Below are 20306 nucleotides of genomic sequence, written 5' to 3'. Positions count from 1 at the left end.
CTGATTAGGAGGGGCCCAATGAAGCGATTGAGTGCCGCGCTTGCTGTGGCGGCGGTCGCGCTCGCCGCCGGATGCGGGAGCGGCGGTGGCGACGGCGGCGACGCCGCGCCCGGGCAGAACGGGGAGCCGGTGAAGCTGCGCTTCCTCAGCCTGGCCTGGCAGAAGGAGTCGATCGAGGCCAACAAGCAGATCGTCGCCGAGTGGAACACGGCCAACCCGAAGATCCAGGTCGAGTACGTCCAGGGGAGCTGGGACAACGTCAACGACCAGCTCGTGACCTCGTTCGAGGCCGGCGACCCGCCGGACGTCATCCACGACGACTCCCCGGCGCTGTCGAGCTTCGCCTCGCGGGGCTTCCTGCTCGACCTCACCGGCAAGGTCCCCGCCGAGCTGAAGAGCGACATCCCGCAGGCCGCGTGGGACACGGTCACCTTCTCCGACGGTAAGAGCGGCCAGGGCGTGTACGGCGTGCCGTTCCTGCAGGAGTCGCAGGTGCTCATCGCCAACAAGAAGCTGCTCGACGGCGCCGGCGTGCGCGTGCCCACCCCGGACTCCCCGTGGACGTGGGACGAGTTCGCCGACGTGGCGAAGAAGCTCACCAAGAAGGGCGCGTACGGCGTGGCCTGGCCGATGAAGTCGCCGGTCAACAAGGTGCTGAACCTCGCGCTCAACTTCGGCGGCACCTTCTTCGACACGCAGAACGGCAAGACCACGGTGAAGGTCGGGCCGCAGGAGCGCGAGGTGCTCCAGCGCATCCACGACCAGCTCTACACCGACAAGTCGGCCGACCCGTCCGCGCTCGGCATGGGCACCGCCGACCCGCTGCCGGGCTTCTTCGCCGGCAAGTACGCCATCATCCCGGCTGGGGTGTACCTGCGGCAGCAGGTCGCCGAGCAGGCGCCGGGCGGGTTCGAGTGGGTCACGCTGCCGCCGCTGAAGGGACAGACCGCCCAGCAGGGCGCGGTCTCCCAGACGCTGTCGGTCGCGGCCGACAGCAAGCACCCCGACGAGGCGCTGAAGTTCATCGCCTACTTCCTGAACGGCCCGAACCAGGCGAAACTGGCCAAGGGTGACTGGCTGCTGCCCACCAGCACGACCGCCGCGAAGGACCCCGCGCTCACCACGAAGGAGAACGGCTGGGACGTCGCCACCTCCTCGGCCAAGGACCTCGTCGTCGCGCCGTTCCTGAAGGTGAACGGCTTCGACGAGTGGAAGAGCAAGGTGGCCACGCCTGCGATGCAGGAGTACTTCGCCGACAAGATCAGCCTGGACGAGCTGGCCAAGCGGCTCGTCGAGGAGGGGAACAAGGTGCTGGAGCGGTACAGCCGGTGATCTCCGTCCGCGACCGCGCCCGGGGCTGCCTGCTCGGCCTCGCGGCCGGCGACGCCCTGGGCGCTCCTGCGGAGAACCTCGCTCCGGAGGAGATCGCCGCCCGCTGGGGCGTGCTCACCGAGATCGAGGGCGGCGGCACCGACGACACCGAGTACACGATCTTCGCCGCCACCGTGCTCCTGCGCCACGGCCACGCGCTCACCTCCGAGGACGTGGCGCGGGCCTGGCGCGAGGAGATCGTGGCGCGGCTCGACGGGCCGATGCGCGGCGCCGGGTTCTCCGAGCTCGGCACCGTCGAGGCCCTGCGCCGCGGCCTGGAGCCGCCGCTGACCGGCCGGTGGCACGCCCACGGCTGGTCCGACGGCCTGGCCATGCGGGCCGCGCCGTACGGGATCTTCGCGGCGGGCGACCCGGACGAGGCGGCGCGGCTGGCGGAGGCCGACGGGCGGGTGAGCCACAGCGGCGAGGGGATACTCGGCGGCCGGGCGGTGGCCGCGGCGGTCGCGGTCGCGATGACCGGCGCTCCGCCCGGCGAGGTGACCGAGGCGGCCCTGCGGGCGGTCCCGGAGGACTCCTGGACGGCCCGCAACCTCCGCGCCGCACTCGACGTCGCCGCCCGCACGCCCCGCCCCCTGCCGGGACGTGCGCTGCACGATTCCTTCGGGCGTGCGCTGCACGATTTGCTGGGGCGTGCGCTGCACGACACGGTCGTGGTCAAGCACTACCCGTGGACGGACCTGGCGCCCGAGGCGGTCGCCCTCGCGTTCGCCGCCTACGTGGCGGGCGGCGGGGAGGTCGAGGCGTCGATCGTCACGGCGGCCAACCTCGGCAGGGACGCCGACACCACCGCCGCCATCGCCGGGGCTCTCGCCGGGGCGGGCCGGGGCGAGGCGGCGGTGCCCGCACGCTGGGCCGAGCGCATCGGCCCGGTGGCGGGCCGATGCCTGCCCGTGGTCGCGGGACGGGACATCCGCGACGTCGCCGACGAGATCGTGAAGGGGATGTAGGACCACATGCCATCGGGGGACGGGCGGGACAGGCTCGACCGTGTGCGGGGGGCCTTCGCCGGTCTCGCCGCCGGCGACGCGGCCGGCTGGCCTGCGGCCCGGCACCGGTCGACGCTGCTGGCGGGCTGGAGCAGGCGGCTGCACCGCGAACTCGACGTTTTCGCCGAGGAGCACCAGGTCACCACGCTGCCGGTGCCGTTCGCGCTGAACCAGCCGGTGGCGCCGCTCGCGGTCGGCCCGTCGGACGACGCCGAGTGGCTGGCCTGGACGGCCCTGACGATCCGGGAGGACCGGGCGGAGGCGTTCGGCCGCCTCGCGGGCCGTGACGACGTGCGGGCGCGCATCTCGGTGTGGGCGGCGCTCGACAACCTGGCGGCCGGCAAGCGCCCGCCCGCCAGCGGGCACGACAACCCTCACCACTTCGACGACGCGGCGGCCGTGCGGGCCGTCGCCTTCGGCGCGGCCGGGCTGGACCCGCTGGAGGACGCCTGCGTGACCAACGCGGAGGACGGCGTGCTCGGCGCGGTCGCGACGGCCCGGGCGGTGGCGGCGCTGACCGAGGGCGCCCCGATGGCCGACGCGGTGGAGGCGGCGCTCGGCGTGCTGCCGGCCGGCACGGCCATCGGGCACGCGGCGCGGGCGGCGCTCGCGGCGGCGCGGGCGGCGGGCTCGCCCTTCGCCGCCGTCCCGGCCCTGGACGCCGCCGTGCTCGACCACGTCTACAGCTACGGCGTCGCCGCCGCGCAGACGGTGCCGATCGCGCTGGCCCTCGCGGACGCCGCCGTCTCCTCCGCCGCACGGACGGCCGGTTCGGAGGAGTTCGATGCCCAGGCCTTCGGCGCGGGCGTCTCGGCGGCGGCCTGCCTCGCGCCGGTCGCCGACTCCGCGCCCGCGCTCACGGGCGCGCTGCTCGGCTGCGCCGCCGGATACGACGCGCTGCCCGCCGCCTGGCGCGAGCGGGTCCGCACCCTGGCCGGTTGCTGCCTGCCGGAGCTCGCGGGACTCGACCTGCTGGACATCGCCGGGCGAATCGTATGACGCCCGCTGCATCACGCGTACGGACAAGGGGGAGGACTTGATGACGCCGCAGGAGGACCTGCCGGACAGCGATCTGCCGGACAGCGATCTGCCGGACAGTGATCTGCCGGACAGTGATCTGCTGGCCGATCGTGCCGTCGGGTGCGTGACGGGCGCCGCGGTGGGCGACGCGCTCGGCGGGGCCACCGAGGGCTGGACGCCCGAGCAGATCCAGGAGCGCTACGGCGGTCGGGTCCGCGGCGTCGTCCCCCCGTTCAACGAGGACTGGCGCAACGCCCGCCCGATCGCGCCGTACCACAAGGGGGACGGCCACGTCACCGACGACACGTTGATGACGCACGCCCTCATCCGGGTGTACGAGCGGGTCGGCGGCCACCTCGACGCCTACGCCGCGGCGGAGCACCTGGTGCCCGAGATGATCGGCGAGAAGCGGTGGATCCCCGAGCTGGAGGCCGAGGCGCTGCCGCTCCACCGGGTGTTCCTGGCCGAGAAGTGGCTCGTGCTGCGGCTGCACTACGGCCACGCCGACCCCCGCGAGGCCGGCGTCGGCAACATCGTCAACTGCGGCGCAGCGATGTACATGGCCCCGGTCGGCGTCGTCAACGCCGGCGACCCCGACGGCGCGTACGCCGAGGCGATCGACCTGGCCGGAGCGCACCAGTCGAGCTACGGCCGGGAGGCGGCGGGGGTGCTCGCGGCGGCGGTCGCCGAGGCGATGCGGCCGGGGGCGACGGCCGACTCGGTCGTCGCGACCTGCCTGCGGCTCGCCCGCGACGGCACCCGGGCCGCCATCGACGCGGTCTGCTCGGTCGCCCGGGGGCTGGGCCACTGGGAGGGCTCGTTCGAGGCCCTGCGGGCGGCGGTCCGGCCGTACGACACGGTGGCCGACACCTACCGCGACCAGGGCCTGGGGGCGCGCAGACCGAGCCGGCTGCACAGCATCGAGGAGCTGCCGCTCGCGCTCGCGTTCCTGGTCATGGCCAAGGGCGACTACCGCGAGACCGTGCTCGGCGGCGTCAACTACGGCCGCGACGCCGACTCGATCGCCTCGATGGGCGGGGCCGTCGCCGGGGCGCTCGGCGGGCGGGCCGCCGTCCCCGCCGACTGGCTGGAGCAGGTGGCGACGGCCAGCCGTACCGACCTGGTCGGGCCGGGGCTGGCGCTCGCGGCCGTGGCGCGGCGGGTCCACCGGGCCGACCGGGAGCGCCGCCGCGCGCACGAGGCGGCATTCGACGCCCTGCTCGCGCCGCGCGGGGAAGGGGACACCCGATGACGCCGGCTGCCCTGACGCGGCGGGGGAACCGGCGGCGACAGGGAGAGGACGCGCGATGATACGGCTGACGTGGGTGCAGCCGGAGGACCTGGTCGGCCACGAGCTGCGGCAGGCGGCCGAGGACGGACGCGGCGCGCTCGCGCAGGTGGCGGCCGTCGGCGACCGCTGGCGCGCCGCCGGGGGACACGACGCGCCGCCCCGGGCGGGCGCCTCCGCCGGGCCCGCCCCGGAAGAGCTGCGCACGCTGGCCGGGGAGCTGCTCGACGAACTCGCGGCGATCCCCTCGCCGCTGCCCGAGCCCTCGGCGCTGGAGGAGATCGTGGCGTGCTGCCCGGACTGGCCCGCCTCCCGCCCGCAGGCCCGCCCGCGGATCCGTCCAGCGCCCGGCCGCGTACGCGGGGCCTGGTGGGGCCGGGCGGCCGGATGCCTCCTCGGCAAGCCGGTGGAGAAGATCCCACGCGAGGGGATCAGGGCCATCGCCGAGGCCACCGGCAACTGGCCGATCCGCGGCTGGTTCACCGCCGAGGGGCTGCCGCCGGAGATCGCCGAGCGGTGGCCGTGGAACCGCCGCAGCGCGGCCACCAGCCTGGCCGAGAACATCGACGGCGTGCCCGAGGACGACGACCTCAACTACGCGCTGCTCGCGCTCACCGTGCTCGAACGGCACGGACGGGACTTCACGACCGAGGACGTGGCGCAGACCTGGCTTGACGCGCTGCCCGCCGGGCGGGTCTTCACCGCCGAGCGTGCGGCGTACCGCAACCTGCTCATGGGTCTCGAACCACCCGCCACCGCCACCTTCCGCAACCCGTTCCGCGAGTGGATCGGCGCGCTGATCAGGGCCGACGTGTACGGCTGGGCCAATCAGGGCGACCCGGCGACGGCCGCGTCCTGGGCGTGGCGGGACGCCCGGCTCAGCCACACGGCCAACGGGATCTACGGCGCGATGTTCGCCGCCGCGATGTGCGCGCAGGCGCTCGTGGCCGGAGGCGTGGACGAGGTCGTCGAGGCCGGGCTGTCGGTCGTGCCGCCCGGCTCGCGCCTCGCCGAAGCCGTACGGCAGGCCGTCGCGGACGCGGCGGCGGAACCGGACTTCGAGCGGGTCGTGGACCGGCTGTACGCGCGGCACGGGCACCTCCACTGGGTGCACACCATCAACAACGCGGCGCTGCTGGCGGCGGCCCTCGTCCACGGCGCCGGGGACTTCGCCGCGACCGTCGGCGCGGCCGTGGCCGGAGGCTGGGACACCGACTCGGCCGCCGCCACGGCCGGGTCGATCGCCGGGGCGCTGGCGGGCGGCGTCCCCGAGCGGTGGACGACCCGGGATCGGCTGGCCAGCAGCCTGCCCGGCTTCGACGGCGTCTCGATCGAGTCGCTCGCCGCCCGCACGCTCGCGCTTTGTGAGGGGGACCGACGGTGATCTCGGTGTTCGGCAGCGCCAACATGGACCTGGTGGCGTACGTCGCCCAGGCTCCCAAGCCGGGGGAGACCATCACGGGCCGGGAGTTCCGCACGATTCCCGGCGGCAAGGGGGCCAACCAGGCGATCGCCGCGGCCCGAGCGGGGGCGGAGGTGGCCTTCCTCGGGGCCGTGGGGGACGACGCGTTCGGGCCGGGCCTGCGCGCCGCGCTCGCCGAGGCGGGCGTCGGGGTGGCCGGGCTGCGGGTCGTCCCCGGCCCCTCGGGCGTCGCCCACATCGTCGTGCAGGACGGCGGCGACAACTCGATCATCGTGGTGCCGGGCGCGAACGGCGCCGTCACCGGGCCCGCCGGGCAGGACGCGGAGGTCATCGGCAGGTCCGACGCGCTGCTGCTGCAACTGGAGCTGCCGATGGACGCCGTGGTCGCCGCGGCTCACGTTCCCGGCGCCGGGGTGATCCTGACCCCGGCCCCGGCGGTGCCGCTGCCCGCCGAACTGCTGGAGGCCGTCGACCTCATCGTGCCCAACGAGCACGAGGCGGCGGCCCTCACCGGCCGCGACGATCCCCGGGACGCGCTGGAGGCGCTGCTCGACCTCGTCCCCGAGGCCGTCGTCACCCTGGGAGCCCGGGGCGCCCTGTACGGGTCGCGCGACGGCACCCGCCTGCGCGAGCCCGCCGTACCGGTGCGGGCGGTGGACACCACGGCGGCGGGGGACACCTTCGCGGGGGCGCTGGCCGTGGCCAGGACCGAGGGGGCCGATCCGGCGCGGGCGCTGCGCTTCGCCTCGGCCGCGGCGGCGCTGTCGGTGCAGCGGGAGGGCGCGAGCACCTCCATGCCGCACCGGCACGAGATCGACCGGCTTCTGGAGGGGCTGTGAACCTGGAGGGCGAGGGGACCCTGGAGGGCGGGGGGAGCATGGCGGGCGGGCGGAACGGGGCGCTCGACGGAGTACGGGTGATCGACGCCGCGACGCTGTTCGCCGGGCCGACCGCGGCGATGCTGCTGGGCGACTACGGCGCGGACGTCGTCAAGGTGGAGCACCCGCGCAGGCCGGACCCGTCGCGCGGGCACGGGCCCGAGGGGCTGTGGTGGAAGATGCTCGGCCGCAACAAGCGGACGATGACGCTCGACCTGTCCACGGCGGAGGGCCAGGACCTGATGGTCCGGCTGATCGAGGACGCCGACGTGCTCATCGAGAACTTCCGCCCCGGCACGCTGGAGCGCTGGAACCTGTCCTGGGACCGGCTCAGCGAGGTCAACCCCGACCTGGTGCTCGCCCGGGTCACCGGCTTCGGCCAGTTCGGCCCGTACGCCAGGCGGCCCGGCTTCGGCACCCTCGCCGAGGCGATGAGCGGGTTCGCCGCGATGACGGGGGAGCCCGGCGGGCCGCCCACGCTGCCGCCGTTCGGGCTCGCGGACGGCATCTGCGCGCTGGCCACCGCGTTCGCGGTGATGACGGCCCTGCGGTCGGGGCGCGGGCAGGTCGTCGACCTGTCGATCATCGAGCCGATCCTGACCGTGCTCGGCGCCCAGCCGACGATCTACGACCGGCTCGGCGTCGTGCCCCCGCGTACGGGCAACCGCTCGGTCAACAACGCGCCGCGCAACACCTACCGGTGCCGCGACGGCTCCTGGGTCGCGGTCTCCACCTCGGCGCAGAGCATCGCCGAACGGGTGATGCGCCTGGTCGGGCGGCCCGACCTGGTGGACGAGCCGTGGTTCGCCACCGGCGCGGGCCGGGTCGCGCACGCGGACGAGCTCGACGCGGCCGTGGCGGCGTGGGTCGGGGAGCGGACCCGGGAGGAGGTGCTGCGGGCGTTCGAGGAGGCGGAGGCCGCCGTGGCGCCGATCTACGACGTGCGCGACGTGCTGGCCGACCCGCAGCTCGCGGCGCTCGACGCGGTGACCACCGTGGAGGACCCCGAGCTGGGCCCGCTGCGGATGCAGAACGTGATGTTCCGGCTGTCGGAGACTCCGGGACGGATCCGGTGGACCGGCCGTCCGCACGGCGCCGACACCGACGAGATCCTGCACGGCCTCGGCCTGACCGGTGCGGAGATCCAGGCTCTGCGTGCCAAGGGAGTGGTGTGACATGTCACACCGCGGTGCGGGCATGAGCGAGCGAATCAACGAACACAATGCGGTTCGCGAGGTGCCGTCCTGCGCGCCTCCGGCACGACGTGACCCCGAGCCGCCAGGCGAGGGGGTGGCATGAACGGCGATCTTCCGGAAAGGGGCACGGATGATTCGCGAGGAGTTGACGCCGTGCCTTCTGCCGTGCCTGCCGCTGGGCCTTCTGCCGTGCCTTCTTCCGTGCCTTCTTCCGTGCCTTCTTCCGGCCCCCTGACGTGGTTGTACGTGCCCGCCGATCGCCCGGACCGGATCGCCAAGGCCCTCGGCGGCGAGGCGGACATGGTCGTCGTGGACCTGGAGGACGCGGTCGCCCCCGAGAACAAGGGCGCCGCCCGGGCCGAGGTCGTCGCCCTGCTGGCCACGCCGCAGCCGCGCGTGGAGGTCCGCGTCAACGACGTCCGCACGCCGTACGGCCAGGCCGACCTGCACGCGCTCGGGTCGCTGCTGCACGGCGGCGGCGGCCTGCGCATCCCCAAGGTGGAGTCGGCCGACGAGGTCCGGTGGATCGCCGACGCGGTGCCGGGCGTGCCGCTGCGCCCGATCGTCGAGTCGGCCCTCGGGCTGGAGCGCGCCTTCGAGATCGCCACCGCCTCCCCGGCCGTCGCCGGGATCGGCCTGGGCGAGGCCGACCTGCGTGCCGACCTCGGGGTGACCGACGACGCGGGCCTGGCCTGGGCGCGTTCCCGCATCGTCGTCGCGGCCCGGGCGGCGGGGCTGCCGGCCCCGGCCCAGTCCGTGTACCCGAACGTCCGCGACCTCGACGGCCTGGCCGCGTCCTGCGCCGCGGGCCGGGCCATGGGCTTTCGCGGCCGGGCGGCCATCCACCCCATCCAGCTTCCGGTGATCGCGGCGGCCTACCGCCCGACCAGGGAGGAGATCGTGGCCGCCCTGGAGGTCGTCTCCGCCGCCGACCAGGGCGCGGTCGCCCTCGCCGACGGCCGCTTCGTCGACGAGGCCGTCGTCCGCCAGGCCCGCCGCATCCTCAGCGACGCCGGCGACCGCTGACGTGCTTCACGCCGTACGCCGCGCGAGGAACACGAACTCGCGGCCCGGGCGATCGGGGGCGTCCCGCACCTCCAGCACGCGATAGCCGTTCGCGACCAGGCTCGTCTCCACCTCGTCCCGGTCGCGAAACCGGAGGGTCGAGTCCGACGTGACGACCGCGCCGTCCGCCAGGAAGGTGTAGGTGTAGCGGAAGGACACCAACGGCAGGCTCACGTCGGTGACCTCGAGGCGCTGCTCCACGACCCCGGCCTCCGGAAGGTCGAGGACGACCGGACCGGTGTCGGAAGCCCACTCCTCCCATGCCCGGCGTTCTGGACGCCTGGTCTCGAACACGAGGTGCCCCCGGGGACGAAGCGCGCCGTGGATGCCCCGGAGAGTCCGCGTCCAGTCGTCGTCGGTGAGGAAGACCTGCGCCACGTTTCCCGTCATCACGGCGAGATCGGCGCCGAACGCCGGGAGCGTGGTGGCATCGCCGTGGACCCAGGTGATGCTTCCGGTCCGATCCTTGGACCGGGCGACCCGCAGCGACGCCTCGGCGGGATCGACGCCCATGACCGTGCGTCCGCCGCCGGCGAGCAGGACCGCCAGGCACCCCGTTCCGCAGCCGACGTCGAGCACGCGGTCCGCGCCCAGTTCCTCGGTGATGTCGAGGTAGGCGCCCAGGTCGTCGCGGTCACCGTCGAAGGCGTCGTAGACGGCGGCCAGGCGAGGGTGGGCGAAGATCGGGTCGGGCACTCCGCGACCATACCCCGCGAGCCGCGCGCCGCCACGTCCGGAGGGCGATCAGTCTCCCGAGGGGAGGGGACCGAGGTCGCGGACGACCTCGTTCTCCGTCTCGCTGCGCCACACCAGCGCGTACGGCAGCGGCCCCATGTCGATGACCGGCAGGTAGGCGATGTCCGGCCTTACCCAGTAGCGGCTCATATGAGCGGGAAAGAGCACGACAAGCCCGGACATGCTGGCGAAAGTGATGGCCTCTTCCGCGTCCCGCACCACGGGGCCACGTTCGATCGGGCGGCCACGGCGGGTCTGGCGCGGAGCATAGGCGTCGTACCAGTAGCCGGGCCCGGTGTCGGCATGCGGATGCTGGAAATCGGCGACCATCTCCAGTGAGACCGACGTGTGCAGGGCGAGCTCGTGATCGGTGGCGACGGCCAGCACCCGAGGCTCGGCGAACAGGATCGGTCCGACGGTGAGGTCGGGCTCGTCGAGAGGCAGCCAGCTGACCAGGACGTCGACGTCCCCACGGCGCAGCGCGGCGAAGGCGTCGCTGAACTGTGTGCTCTGGATGCGCAGCCGCCACTGCGGGTGACGGTGGCGGAAGACCTCCCAGTAGTGGCGCAGGTCGTAGGCGTTGAGGGGCATCATGCCGACGCGCAGCGTGCCGGTGATGCCCTGGCCGGCCATCCGGGCGCGCTGCACGCTGTCCTGCAGCCCGACGTAGAGAGGCCGAAGGTCGTCGCGGAGCTGCCGCCCGACCGGCGTCAGCCGTACCGCGCGATTGTTGCGCTCGAACAGCGGGGCGCCGATCTGCCGCTCCTGCTTCTGGATCGCCTGGGTGACGCGGGCGGGCGACAGGCACAGCCGGGCGGCGGTGCGGGCGGAGTGCAGTTCGTCGGCCAGGGTCAGGAAGATCTCGATGTCGCGTAGTTCCACGCCTGACCTGCTCCGTTTACTTCCACTGAAGGTGATCTTGCGGGATCCGTCGTTGTTCGGGCGTTCACCGTACTCGATCCTCGAAACGTACGAACGGTTCGCTCGATGGAGCATGGTGATGGACATCCTCGTTTCCGGCGCCGGCGCCTGCGTCGCAGGGCCCGCCTCGGCCTACTGGCTGCGACATCACGAGCTCAGCCCATCGTGGCCTGCGGGTCCGGGTGCCGGGCGCTGCGGGCGGCCTGGTTCTTCCGCCACTCCTCGATGACCTGCCGGAAGGCCTCGCTCACGAGGACAAGGAGTTCGGCGGAGGACTCGAAGCGGGAACCCGCGGGGGTCGTGGCCCCGAGAATCTCCGCTCCGCGCTGTGACGCGGCCGCCAGGGCCTCGTTCATCCGCAAAGACGCGAGGATCGACCGGACCCAGATCTCGTCGTCGATGACGTAGCGTTCGCGTCGCGTGCCGGGAACCCGTTCCCGCCTGAGCATTCCCTGCTGTTCGAGGTAGGCGACGGCGTGCGAGACGGACGCGGGGCTGACGCGAAGCCGCTGGACCAGTTCGGCGGCGGTGAGAGCGCCGGAGTCGGTGACGTACAGGCAGGCCAGCACTCTGGCCTCCATCCGGGGCATGCCCTGCTGGACCAGGAGAGCGATGAAGGACTCAGTGAAGTCCTCGACGGCTCGGGGGTCACGCCCGTGGCCGCCGTCGGGGGCCGGCGGGGCGGGAGGCCGAGCCTGCCCGTGCCGGCGCGCACGATGCCGCGTGGCTTCGTGCGCCCGGTCCGCCCCGTAACCGTCGGGTCCGCCGTTGCGGGTGACCTCCCGCATGATGGTCGAGGCGGGCCGCCCCAGACGCCGGCCGATCTCCGCGTATCCGAGCCCCTCGGCCAGCCCTGCGGCGATGTGCTGACGGTCCTCACTGGTGAGTCTGCCTCCGGGCATCGGTGCTCGTCTCCTGTCTGCCGACATGCGCGGAGCTCTGCGCCCGCACACCCGCTGCACAGTATGCATTCACTCGGATCTCATTGCAATGCGCGGCCGATCGTCCATTGCGTTCAGCTTCATATTCATTGCAAAGCATGCTCTGTCATCCTTACGTACCAGGAGGAAAGTCGTTCTTTCTCTGTTGACTGTTTTCTGAACGCAATGTACTGTCATGGACGTTCAGGGATTTCCGAACACCGAAGACTATGCGTGAGGGGTTCATGATGAACACGAGCGGCTTCTCCCCGGCAGGGCTGCGCAGGGTGCGCGAGGTGCTGGACCGGTATGTCGACTCCGGGAGGATCCCCGGGCTGGTCGCCCTGTTCAGCCGGGGCGACGAGACGCACGTCGAAGCGATCGGGACGATGCGTCATGACGGTGGCGCGCCGATGTGCCGGGACACGATCTTCCGGATGGCCTCCACGTCGAAGCCGGTCACGATCGCGGCGGCGATGGTCCTGCTCGACGAGTGCCGGCTGCGCCTGGACGACCCCGTGGACCCGTGGCTGCCCGAGCTCGCCGACCGGCGGGTGCTGAAGCGGTTCGACGGCCCGCTGGACGACACCGTGCCGGCGCGGCGGCCGATCACCGTCCGGGACGTGCTGACCTCCACGTTCGGGCTCGGCATGGACATGACGTCGCTGGGCACTCCGATCATGAACGCGGTCTTCGAGCGGGGGCTCACGCCCAACCTGCCGGTGCCGATGCCCGAGCCGGACGAGTGGATGCGCCGCCTGGGCGAGCTCCCGCTGATGCACCAGCCCGGAGAGCGCTGGCAGTACCAGATCAGCAGTGACCTGGTCGGTGTGCTCGTCTCCCGGGTCACGGGCCGGTCGTTCGAGGAGTTCCTGCGCGAGCGCGTCTTCGGGCCGCTGGGGATGACCGACACCGGCTTCCACGTGCCCGCCGACCAGATCCACCGGCTGCCGCCCCTGTACGCCCCCGACCCGCAGACCGGCGAGTTCCTCGTCTGGGACGAGGCCGAAGGCGGACGCCACAGCGAGCCTCCGGCGTTCCAGGGCGGCGGCGGCGGGCTGAACTCCACCGCCGACGACTACCACGCCTACTTCCGGATGCTGCTCAACGGCGGGGTGCACAAGGGCGAGCGAATCCTGTCGCGGCCCGCCGTCGAGTTGATGACCACCAACCGCCTCACGCCCGAGCAGCAGGCCGCCCGGCACGCCATGGCCGTCGACAACGTCCACATCTCCCACGGCCAGGGACAGCACGGTGGCTGGGGCTTCGGTATGGCGGTGCGCACCTACCGCGGGGACTACGCGCCGATCGGCCAGTTCGGCTGGGACGGCGGAAGCGGCACCGCGACCTACGCCGACCCGGCCAACCGGCTCACCGGAATCCTGCTCACCCAGGTCGGGGCGTCCACCCCGGACTCGATGCGGCTCATCCACGACTTCTGGACCACGCTCTACCAGGCGATCGACGCCTGACATCGGGCCCGCGTCCCGGTAGGCCCGCTCTCTGCCCAGGCGGGGCGTTCCGCCATTCGCCCATCACCCGACCCTCGGAACAGTTGCAAAGGACCACACCATGTCCGTCACCCTTACCGACCAGGACAAGATCACCCTGCGGACCGCCGCCTACGGCGCCGTCTCGCTGCTGGCCGCCGCCGACGCCGCCGGCAAGCCCCACAAGGTCGCCACCGAGGGCTCCATCGCCTTGGCCTCCGCGACCGGCGTGGTCGGGCACGTGCTCGCCGACAAGTCGACGGGCGTGAACCTGTACGGCAAGTCCGTCGCCGAACTCGCCGACCAGGTGCTGCCGGCCCTGACGGCGGCCATGAATCTGCTCGGGAAGCAGGATCCGGCCGAGGCCGACAACTTCCGCAGCACCGTCAACGTCGCCGTCGAAGCAGCCGCCCGGGCCCACCAGGGGGAGCCCGGACCCGTCATGGCGGAGATGGCCCGCAAGATCGCCCAAGCCCTCGACACCGCTCCGGCTCAGTAGACACGAGCGCTACCGAACGGGCCACGTCAAGCTCGCTGAGCTTGGCGTGGCCCGTCCGCATGCGCGGACGCCGGGCCGATCTCGTCGGGAGACGAAGCCGGCCGAGGGGGTGCCTGCTCGGCGGCGGGGCGGGCGTGTGGGGCCCGATGCCCGATTGCCATCACCCTACAAATTTGGTAGGAAATACCTGTGTATTCGGCATCGTGGTTGGTCCGGCGTCGGCACGTCGACCTGTGCCGTCTGAACGGCTCGGCCTGTCGCTCCTGAACCTCGACCTCCCGGCCTGCGCGGTCACCTTCGCCGGCCGTCCTCCTTCCGTTGTCCCGCCGTGTCCGCGTTGGAGCGGCGTGGCCCGGCGCCCTCGCCTCCGGAGCGACCACTGTGACGTCATCCCCCTCCAGATCCGTCTCCGCGGGACCCCGCCCGCTCTCGCCGGACGATGTGCCCGAGACCGCCGGCCCGCAGCCCGCCGAAGGGGCGCCCGCCGCCTCGACGCCGGCCCGGCGAGGGCGCGGGGCCCGCCGGATCGGCGTGCGGGTGCTGTCGCTGCTCGCCCTGCTCGCGCTGTGGCAGCTGGCGGCCGCCGCGGCGGGCAATCCGTCGTTCGTGCCCGCGCCCCGGGCCGTGTGGGACCAGCTCGTCCTGCTGTCCACCACGCACGACGGCGTCCGCGGCTACGGCGGTCACCTGCTCGTCGAGCACCTGGGAATCAGCCTGCGCCGCATCCTCATCGGTTCGGCGCTCGGCGTGGCGGCGGGGCTCGTCCTCGGCGTCGTCCTGGGCACCGTGCCGTGGATCCGCCTCGTGGCCGAGCCGGTCGTGACCTTCGTACGGGCCCTGCCTCCGCTGGCGTACTTCAGCCTGCTCATCATCTGGTTCGGCATCGACGAGACGCCCAAGCTGTGGCTGCTCGCCATCGCCGCGCTCCCGCCGGTGGCCGTGGCCACCGCCGCGGCCGTCCACGGCGCGCCGACCGGCCTGGTGGAGGCGGCCCGGGCACTGGGCGCGTCACGCTGGGACGTGATCAAGGACGTGGTGCTGCCCGCCGCGCTGCCGGAGATCTTCACCGGTGTCCGGCTGGCCGTCGGGGTCGCGTACTCCTCGGTCGTGGCGGCGGAGACCGTCAACGGGGTGCCCGGCATCGGGGGGGTGGTCCGCGACGCGCAGCGTTACCTGCAGACCGACGTCGTGGTGCTCGGGCTGCTCGCCATCGGCCTGTCCGGACTGCTGATCGACGGCCTGCTACGCGCCGCGGAGAACCGGCTCATCCCCTGGCGCGGCCGCGTCTGAGCCCCTGTCAAGCCTCGTCAGTCCCCCTCCCACTGCAAAAGGAACTCTCCGCGATGTCACGACCACGCCTCACGCGCCTGCTTTCCGCCGCCCTGGCCGCCGCGACGGCCGCCGTCCTGGCCGCGTGCGGCAACGGCACCGCCTCCGGCGCAGGCGGTGGGGGCGGTGCGGCGGACCGTACGATCCGCATCGCCTACCAGGCGTTCCCCAGCGGGGACCTCATCGTGAAGAACAAGGGGTGGCTGGAGCAGGCGCTGCCCGGCTACACGATCAAGTGGACCAAGTTCGACTCCGGCGCCAGCATCAACACCGCCTTCGTGGCCAAGAGCGTGGACATCGCCGCCATCGGGTCGAGCCCGGTCGCGCGGGGGCTGTCCGCGCCGCTGAACATCCCCTATCAGGTGGCGTTCGTGCTGGACGTGGCCGGCGACAACGAGGCCCTGGTCGCCCGCGACGGCACCGGCGTCTCCTCCGTGGCCGACCTGCGCGGCAAGAAGGTGGCGACACCGTTCGCCTCGACGTCCCACTACAGCCTGCTCGCCGCGCTCGACAAGGCGGGGGTGCCGGAGTCCGCGGTGAACCTCGTCGACCTGGAACCGCAGGACATCCTGGCGTCCTGGACCCGCGGCGACATCGACGCCGCCTACGTCTGGCTGCCCGCGCTTGACGAGATCAAGAAGACCGGCAAGACGCTCATCAGCAGCCGCGAGCTGGCGACCGCGGGCAAGCCGACCCTCGACCTGGGCGTGGTGTCCACCGCGTTCGTCCAGGCGCACCCCGAGGCGGTCGACGCCTGGCGCAAGGCCGAAGCCAGGGCTCTCGACCTCATCGCGGACGATCCCGACGCCGCGGCCCAGGCGGTGGGCGCGGAGCTCAACCTCGGCAAGGACGAGGCCAAGGCGCAGCTCAGCCAGGGCGTCTTCCTCAAGCCGGCCGATCTGGCCTCACCCGAGTGGCTCGGCACCCCCGACAAGGTCGGCGGCCTGGCGCGGAACCTGGTGAGCGCGGCGCAGTTCCTCAAGGACCAGCAGAAGATCGACGCGGTGCCCGACCTCGCCACGGTGGAGCGGGCGATCTACACCAAGGGGCTCCCCGGTGCCCTCGCGTCCTGAGACGGCCACCGCCCCGGCCGGGGCGGGCGAGGACGTCCCCGCCGTCCACCTGCACGAGGTCGAACACGTCTACGGCGGCGCGGGAGGACCGGTCACCGCCCTGGGGCCGATCTCCCTGACCGTCCCTCCCGGCACCTTCCTCGTGCTCGTCGGGGCGTCCGGATGCGGCAAGAGCACGCTGCTGCGCCTCGTCGCGGGCTTCGAGAGGCCCACCTCCGGCACCGTGCGGACCGGCGGTGCCGAGCCCGTCCCGGGCAGGGGCGCCGGGATCGTCTTCCAGCAGCCCCGCCTGTTCCCGTGGAAGACCGTGGGCGGCAACGTCGAGCTGGCCCTGCGCTACGCCGGAGTGCCCCGTGCGGAGCGCGCCCGCCGCGTGCCGGAGCTGCTGGAAAGGGTGGGCCTGCACGACGTGGCGGACCGCCGGATCTGGCAGATCTCGGGAGGGCAGCAGCAGCGCGTGGCGATCGCCAGGGCGCTGGCCGGCGACGACCCGCTGCTGCTGCTCGACGAGCCGTTCGCCGCCCTGGACGCGCTCACCCGTGAGCGCCTGCAGGAGGACCTGCGCCGGGTGAGCGCGCAGACCGGCCGCACGTCGGTGTTCGTCACCCACAGCGTCGAGGAGGCCGTGTTCCTCGGCAGCCGGGTCGTCGTGCTCACCCGCCGGCCGGGCCGGATCTCGCTCGACCTCGACGTCGGCCTCCCGCGCGCCGGGGTGGAACCGGACGAGTTGCGCGCCCTTCCCGAGTACGCCGCGCTCCGCGCCGAGGTCGGCCACGCCGTACGCGCCGCAGCCGTGTGAAGCACCGCACCAACCACGAGGAGAGTGAGATGACCACACCGACCGCCGTGAAGCTGGACCTGCGGCCCCTCGGGCCCCACTTCGGCGCCGAGGTCGAGGGACTGGACCTGGCGACCGCCACCGACGAGGAGCTGGCCGCGGTGCGTGCCGCCCTCGTCGACCGGAAGGTGCTGTTCTTCCGCGGGCAGAGCCTTGACGACGACGGGCAGGTGGCGCTCGGCCGCCGCCTCGGCGAGCTGACCGCGTCCCACCCGGTCGTCGGGGGCGTCGACGAGGCGCATCCCGAGATCTACGCCCTCGACAGCGCCGACAACGGCTTCGCCGACGTCTGGCACACCGACGTCACGTTCATGCCCCGCCCGCCGCTCGGCTCCATCCTGCGCGCCGTGATCCTCCCGCCCACCGGCGGCGACACGAGCTGGGCCGACAGCCAGCTGGCCTACGACTCCCTGTCCGCCCCTGTGAAGGCGCTGGCCGACCAGCTCACCGCGGTCCACGACGGCAACCGCGAGTTCGGTTACTACCTGGCCCAGCGCCGCGGCGGCAGGGGGAACGTCTGGGACGGCGAGATCGTCACCCGGCTGGAGCCGGTGGAGCACCCCGTGGTCCGCGTCCACCCCGAGACCGGCCGCAAGGGAATCTTCGTCAATCCCGGGTTCACCTCCCACATCGTCGGCGTGTCCGAGGCCGAGAGCCGGGCCATCCTGGACCTGCTGTACGCCCACCTCACCAAGCCCGAGCACATCGTCCGCCATCGCTGGAGGGTCGGCGACGTCGCCATGTGGGACAACCGGAGCACCGCCCACTACGCCAACCGCGACTACGGTGACGCGCACCGCGTGATGCACCGCATCACCCTCCGCGGCGACCGCCCCTTCGGCCCCGGCCGTACGGACGGGTGACCGGGCGGCGGGGACGCGATCGCGTGCCGCCCCTGAGGAGGCCCGGTCGCGGTTCCGGCTGCCGTGACGATTCAAGCTTTCGTTCCGATCGGATCGCCGACCCGTACGCACGCGCGCGTCGGCCCCGCGACGGCCACCCCGGCTACCTACCGTGATGCCCTGCAGCTGATCAGTGTTACTGCCGCCCCTGCTGGGGCGTTCACATAGGCGGGGATGAAGTATGCGACTCAGGCCGCTCGCGTTGATGTCGGGGGCCGCGCTGGCGCTGGCCTTGCTCACCGGCCAGGCCGACGCCGCGGACACGACGGTGACCTTCACGGTCACCTCGGGCGCGTTGACGATCACGGCGCCCGCGGGTCCGGTGAGCCTGGGCAGCACGACGGCGGGCGGCACCGTCAGCGGGCCGATCGGCACCGTCACGGTGACCGACGCCCGCGGCGGTGTCCCGACCTCCGACTGGACGGCCCGGGTCTCGGCTACGGCCTTCGTGGGCCCGACCGACCCGATCCCGGCGTCCGCGGCGACGTACACGCCCGGCCCGGGCACGCTGATCGTCGGCAACGGCACGCTGACGTCGGGGCCGGGCGGGACCCTCGACGTGCAGAGGGTCGCCATGACCTACACCGGCGGCACCGGCAACAGCCAGGCGTCCTGGCACCCGACCGTCGGTATCACCGTCCCGCTGTCGGCCGACCTCGGCACCTACTCGGGGACGGTGACCCATTCCGTCGCCTGACAGACACGCGCGTCGCGCCGCGGCCGTCGTGCTGTCCGTGTTGTCCGTGTTGTCCGTGCCGGTCGTCCTGTGCTCCGGCGCGGTCACGGCAGGCGCGGTCACAGCCGGCGCGCCGTCCGCGGCCGCCGCGGCCGGCGCCATGGTCGCCGCCGGCGGGGACGGCCCCGGCGAAGGGCTCGGCATCCGGCTGGTCGACGCGCCCGTCGCCCGCCGCGACGACCCCCGCGCCCGCAAGGGAGTGGTCGACCACCTCAGCCCCGGCACCACCATCAAGCGCCGCCTGGAGGTCTCCAACAGCAGCGGGCACCCCATGCACGTCTCGCTGTACGCGGCGGCGGCCGACATCCGCAACCGGGCGTTCGTCTTCGCGCCGGACCGCACGCCCAACGAGCTGTCGAGCTGGACCACGGTCACGCCGTCCGAGATCGATCTGGCACCCGGTCGCAGCCGCATGGCCTGGTTCACCATCCGCGTGCCCCGGGACGCCTGGCGTGGTGAGCGGTATGCGGTGATCTGGGCGCAGACGATCGCCGAGCCGGACGCGACGCACAACGTCGGCCTCGCCAGCCGTGCGGGAATCCGGGCCTACCTGGACATCGGCCCCGGCGGCGAGCCCCCGTCCGACATGAGCATCGACCGTCTCACCCCGGAGCGGGACGCCGGCGGGCGGCCGACCCTGGTCGCCCAGGTGCGCAACACCGGCGGCCGCGCCCTGGACCTGTCCGGGTCGCTGTCCCTGTCGGAGGGGCCGGGCGGGCTGCGCGCCGGGCCCTACCCCGCGGAGCTGGGCGTCACATTGCGGCCTGGCGACACCGGACGGCTGGCGGTCGTGATGGACCCCCGGCTGCCCGACGGCCCCTGGAAGGCCGACCTCGTCGTCCAGAGCGGTCTCGTCAAGCGCACGGTGTCGGCCACCGTCGTCTTCCCCCGGGCGGGGGCCGGCCGGCCGATCACCATGTCCGCCGCGCCGTTGCCGCTCGTCGCCCTCGTCGCACTCATCGCCGGCGTGCTCGGACTCGCCGCCACCGGCCTCGTCGCCCGGCGCCGCAGAGCCGTCTCCCCCCATGACTCCCGAAGGGCATGAATGCTCCGACGACCCACACCCCTCACCACTGCGACCGTACTGGCGATCTCGGCTCTCCAGGGCGCACTGCCCGGCCCGCCGGCCGCCGCGGCTCTCTCGCCCGCCACCTACACCCTGACCAGGGAGGGATCACTGACGATCACCGCCCCCGTCGCGGTGTCCCTCGGCAGCGTGGTGCCCGGGGGCCGGCGCAGCGCGCCTCTGGGGACGGTGACGGTGACCGACCACCGCGACCCAGACGCCGGCGCGTGGACCGCCACGGTCTCCTCGACCGACTACACCCGGACCACCGCCCCCGTCGTGACCATCGGCCGGGCCAACATGAGCTACTGGTCAGGCCCGGTCACCGACGCCCAGGGCGGCGGCACCTTCGTTCCCGGCCAGCCCACGGCCGCGAGCAGAGTTACCCTCGCCGTCCCCAGGACGGCGTTCTCCCACACGGCGGAGGCAGGGGTCAACAGCGCCTCCTGGAATCCCACCCTCGTCCTGTCCGTCCCCTTCGCGGGAGCCTCCTCCGGCGCCTACACCGGTATCGTCACCCACTCCGTCGCCTGACCCCAGCGGGGAGTG

At 73.2% G+C, this 20306-nt stretch carries 21 protein-coding genes; 18 read left to right on the top strand and 3 right to left on the bottom strand.

What is annotated here, in order from left to right:
• Window positions 1-18: 18 nt before the first annotated feature.
• From ABZ857_RS35230 to ABZ857_RS35195, 8 genes are all read left to right on the top strand, one after another.
• Complete coding sequence (locus tag ABZ857_RS35230; protein ID WP_357052145.1) at window positions 19-1332, top strand: sugar ABC transporter substrate-binding protein; 1314 nt, start codon at window positions 19-21, stop codon at window positions 1330-1332.
• Window positions 1329-2339 carry an ADP-ribosylglycohydrolase family protein gene (locus tag ABZ857_RS35225; RefSeq protein WP_357052142.1) on the top strand — a complete coding sequence of 337 codons (1011 nt, stop codon included), beginning with the start codon at window positions 1329-1331 and terminating at the stop codon, window positions 2337-2339. Before ABZ857_RS35230 ends, ABZ857_RS35225 begins: the two co-directional genes overlap by 4 nt.
• Before the next feature lie 6 nt (window positions 2340-2345).
• Window positions 2346-3377, top strand: a complete 1032-nt coding sequence (locus tag ABZ857_RS35220) for an ADP-ribosylglycohydrolase family protein (RefSeq protein WP_357052139.1) — start codon at window positions 2346-2348, stop codon at window positions 3375-3377.
• Between the two features lie 40 nt (window positions 3378-3417).
• Entirely contained in the window at window positions 3418-4650 is a 1233-nt protein-coding gene (locus tag ABZ857_RS35215; RefSeq protein WP_357052136.1) for an ADP-ribosylglycohydrolase family protein, read from the top strand.
• Window positions 4651-4705: 55 nt separating this feature from the next.
• Window positions 4706-6070 carry an ADP-ribosylglycohydrolase family protein gene (locus ABZ857_RS35210; RefSeq protein WP_357052133.1) on the top strand — a complete coding sequence of 455 codons (1365 nt, stop codon included), beginning with the start codon at window positions 4706-4708 and terminating at the stop codon, window positions 6068-6070.
• Window positions 6067-6948 carry a ribokinase gene (locus tag ABZ857_RS35205; protein WP_357052130.1) on the top strand — a complete coding sequence of 294 codons (882 nt, stop codon included), beginning with the start codon at window positions 6067-6069 and terminating at the stop codon, window positions 6946-6948. The genes ABZ857_RS35210 and ABZ857_RS35205 overlap by 4 nt, the downstream gene beginning before the upstream one ends.
• A 38-nt stretch (window positions 6949-6986) precedes the next feature.
• The gene (locus ABZ857_RS35200; protein ID WP_357052229.1) at window positions 6987-8162 is read left to right on the top strand and encodes a CoA transferase; all 1176 of its coding nucleotides are present in this window, start codon (window positions 6987-6989) and stop codon (window positions 8160-8162) included.
• 267 nt (window positions 8163-8429) lie between these two features.
• Window positions 8430-9209 (top strand): CoA ester lyase, encoded by a 780-nt coding sequence (locus ABZ857_RS35195; RefSeq protein ID WP_357052128.1) that lies wholly within the window; start codon window positions 8430-8432, stop codon window positions 9207-9209.
• 6 nt (window positions 9210-9215) lie between these two features.
• Here ABZ857_RS35195 and ABZ857_RS35190 read toward each other — a convergent pair whose 3' ends face one another.
• The 3 genes from ABZ857_RS35190 to ABZ857_RS35180 all read right to left on the bottom strand — a co-directional run bounded on the left by ABZ857_RS35190 (window position 9216) and on the right by ABZ857_RS35180 (window position 11806).
• Window positions 9216-9944, bottom strand: coding sequence for a class I SAM-dependent methyltransferase (locus ABZ857_RS35190; RefSeq protein ID WP_357052125.1), 729 nt, complete (start codon window positions 9942-9944; stop codon window positions 9216-9218).
• A 48-nt stretch (window positions 9945-9992) separates the two neighbouring features.
• Window positions 9993-10865, bottom strand: coding sequence for a LysR family transcriptional regulator (locus ABZ857_RS35185; protein ID WP_357052122.1), 873 nt, complete (start codon window positions 10863-10865; stop codon window positions 9993-9995).
• Between the two features lie 194 nt (window positions 10866-11059).
• Window positions 11060-11806, bottom strand: a complete 747-nt coding sequence (locus ABZ857_RS35180; protein ID WP_357052119.1) for a MarR family transcriptional regulator — start codon at window positions 11804-11806, stop codon at window positions 11060-11062.
• 263 nt (window positions 11807-12069) lie between these two features.
• Here ABZ857_RS35180 and ABZ857_RS35175 point away from each other — a divergent pair, with 263 nt between their 5' ends.
• The 10 genes from ABZ857_RS35175 (at window position 12070) to ABZ857_RS35130 (ending at window position 20291) form a co-directional block, all read left to right on the top strand.
• A complete protein-coding gene (locus ABZ857_RS35175) occupies window positions 12070-13296 on the top strand; it encodes a serine hydrolase domain-containing protein (RefSeq protein ID WP_357052226.1) in 1227 nt (408 codons plus the stop codon).
• 100 nt (window positions 13297-13396) lie between these two features.
• Window positions 13397-13813: a hypothetical protein gene (locus ABZ857_RS35170; RefSeq protein ID WP_357052116.1), complete on the top strand. Its 417-nt coding sequence runs from the start codon at window positions 13397-13399 to the stop codon at window positions 13811-13813.
• Window positions 13814-14002: 189 nt separating this feature from the next.
• Window positions 14003-14080, top strand: coding sequence for a putative leader peptide (locus tag ABZ857_RS35165; protein ID WP_357052223.1), 78 nt, complete (start codon window positions 14003-14005; stop codon window positions 14078-14080).
• Between the two features lie 174 nt (window positions 14081-14254).
• Entirely contained in the window at window positions 14255-15103 is an 849-nt protein-coding gene (locus ABZ857_RS35160; protein ID WP_357052113.1) for an ABC transporter permease, read from the top strand.
• A 53-nt stretch (window positions 15104-15156) separates the two neighbouring features.
• Window positions 15157-16215 carry an ABC transporter substrate-binding protein gene (locus tag ABZ857_RS35155; protein ID WP_357052110.1) on the top strand — a complete coding sequence of 353 codons (1059 nt, stop codon included), beginning with the start codon at window positions 15157-15159 and terminating at the stop codon, window positions 16213-16215.
• Window positions 16199-17014, top strand: a complete 816-nt coding sequence (locus ABZ857_RS35150; RefSeq protein WP_357052107.1) for an ABC transporter ATP-binding protein — start codon at window positions 16199-16201, stop codon at window positions 17012-17014. The genes ABZ857_RS35155 and ABZ857_RS35150 overlap by 17 nt, the downstream gene beginning before the upstream one ends.
• Before the next feature lie 29 nt (window positions 17015-17043).
• Window positions 17044-17916 (top strand): TauD/TfdA family dioxygenase, encoded by an 873-nt coding sequence (locus tag ABZ857_RS35145; protein ID WP_357052104.1) that lies wholly within the window; start codon window positions 17044-17046, stop codon window positions 17914-17916.
• A gap of 220 nt (window positions 17917-18136) precedes the next feature.
• A complete protein-coding gene (locus ABZ857_RS35140; RefSeq protein ID WP_357052101.1) occupies window positions 18137-18652 on the top strand; it encodes a hypothetical protein in 516 nt (171 codons plus the stop codon).
• 37 nt (window positions 18653-18689) lie between these two features.
• A complete protein-coding gene (locus ABZ857_RS35135) occupies window positions 18690-19736 on the top strand; it encodes a hypothetical protein (RefSeq protein ID WP_357052098.1) in 1047 nt (348 codons plus the stop codon).
• Window positions 19737-20291, top strand: a complete 555-nt coding sequence (locus tag ABZ857_RS35130) for a hypothetical protein (protein ID WP_357052095.1) — start codon at window positions 19737-19739, stop codon at window positions 20289-20291.
• Window positions 20292-20306: the final 15 nt, after the last annotated feature.

Source organism: Microbispora sp. NPDC046933 (assembly GCF_040644635.1).
Taxonomy (GTDB): domain Bacteria; phylum Actinomycetota; class Actinomycetes; order Streptosporangiales; family Streptosporangiaceae; genus Microbispora.
Note: the sequence above shows the minus strand (reverse complement) of the source record. Positions and strands in the feature narration are given on the sequence as shown.

Coding starts and splice junctions, on each gene's coding strand:
- ABZ857_RS35145 (WP_357052104.1), top strand. CDS start 17,044: ATGACCACACCGACCGCCGTGAAGCTGGACCTGCGGCCCCTCGGGCCC.
- ABZ857_RS35170 (WP_357052116.1), top strand. CDS start 13,397: ATGTCCGTCACCCTTACCGACCAGGACAAGATCACCCTGCGGACCGCC.
- ABZ857_RS35210 (WP_357052133.1), top strand. CDS start 4,706: ATGATACGGCTGACGTGGGTGCAGCCGGAGGACCTGGTCGGCCACGAG.
- ABZ857_RS35230 (WP_357052145.1), top strand. CDS start 19: ATGAAGCGATTGAGTGCCGCGCTTGCTGTGGCGGCGGTCGCGCTCGCC.
- ABZ857_RS35220 (WP_357052139.1), top strand. CDS start 2,346: ATGCCATCGGGGGACGGGCGGGACAGGCTCGACCGTGTGCGGGGGGCC.
- ABZ857_RS35180 (WP_357052119.1), bottom strand. CDS start 11,806: ATGCCCGGAGGCAGACTCACCAGTGAGGACCGTCAGCACATCGCCGCA.
- ABZ857_RS35175 (WP_357052226.1), top strand. CDS start 12,070: ATGATGAACACGAGCGGCTTCTCCCCGGCAGGGCTGCGCAGGGTGCGC.
- ABZ857_RS35140 (WP_357052101.1), top strand. CDS start 18,137: ATGCGACTCAGGCCGCTCGCGTTGATGTCGGGGGCCGCGCTGGCGCTG.
- ABZ857_RS35215 (WP_357052136.1), top strand. CDS start 3,418: ATGACGCCGCAGGAGGACCTGCCGGACAGCGATCTGCCGGACAGCGAT.
- ABZ857_RS35130 (WP_357052095.1), top strand. CDS start 19,737: ATGCTCCGACGACCCACACCCCTCACCACTGCGACCGTACTGGCGATC.
- ABZ857_RS35155 (WP_357052110.1), top strand. CDS start 15,157: ATGTCACGACCACGCCTCACGCGCCTGCTTTCCGCCGCCCTGGCCGCC.
- ABZ857_RS35200 (WP_357052229.1), top strand. CDS start 6,987: ATGGCGGGCGGGCGGAACGGGGCGCTCGACGGAGTACGGGTGATCGAC.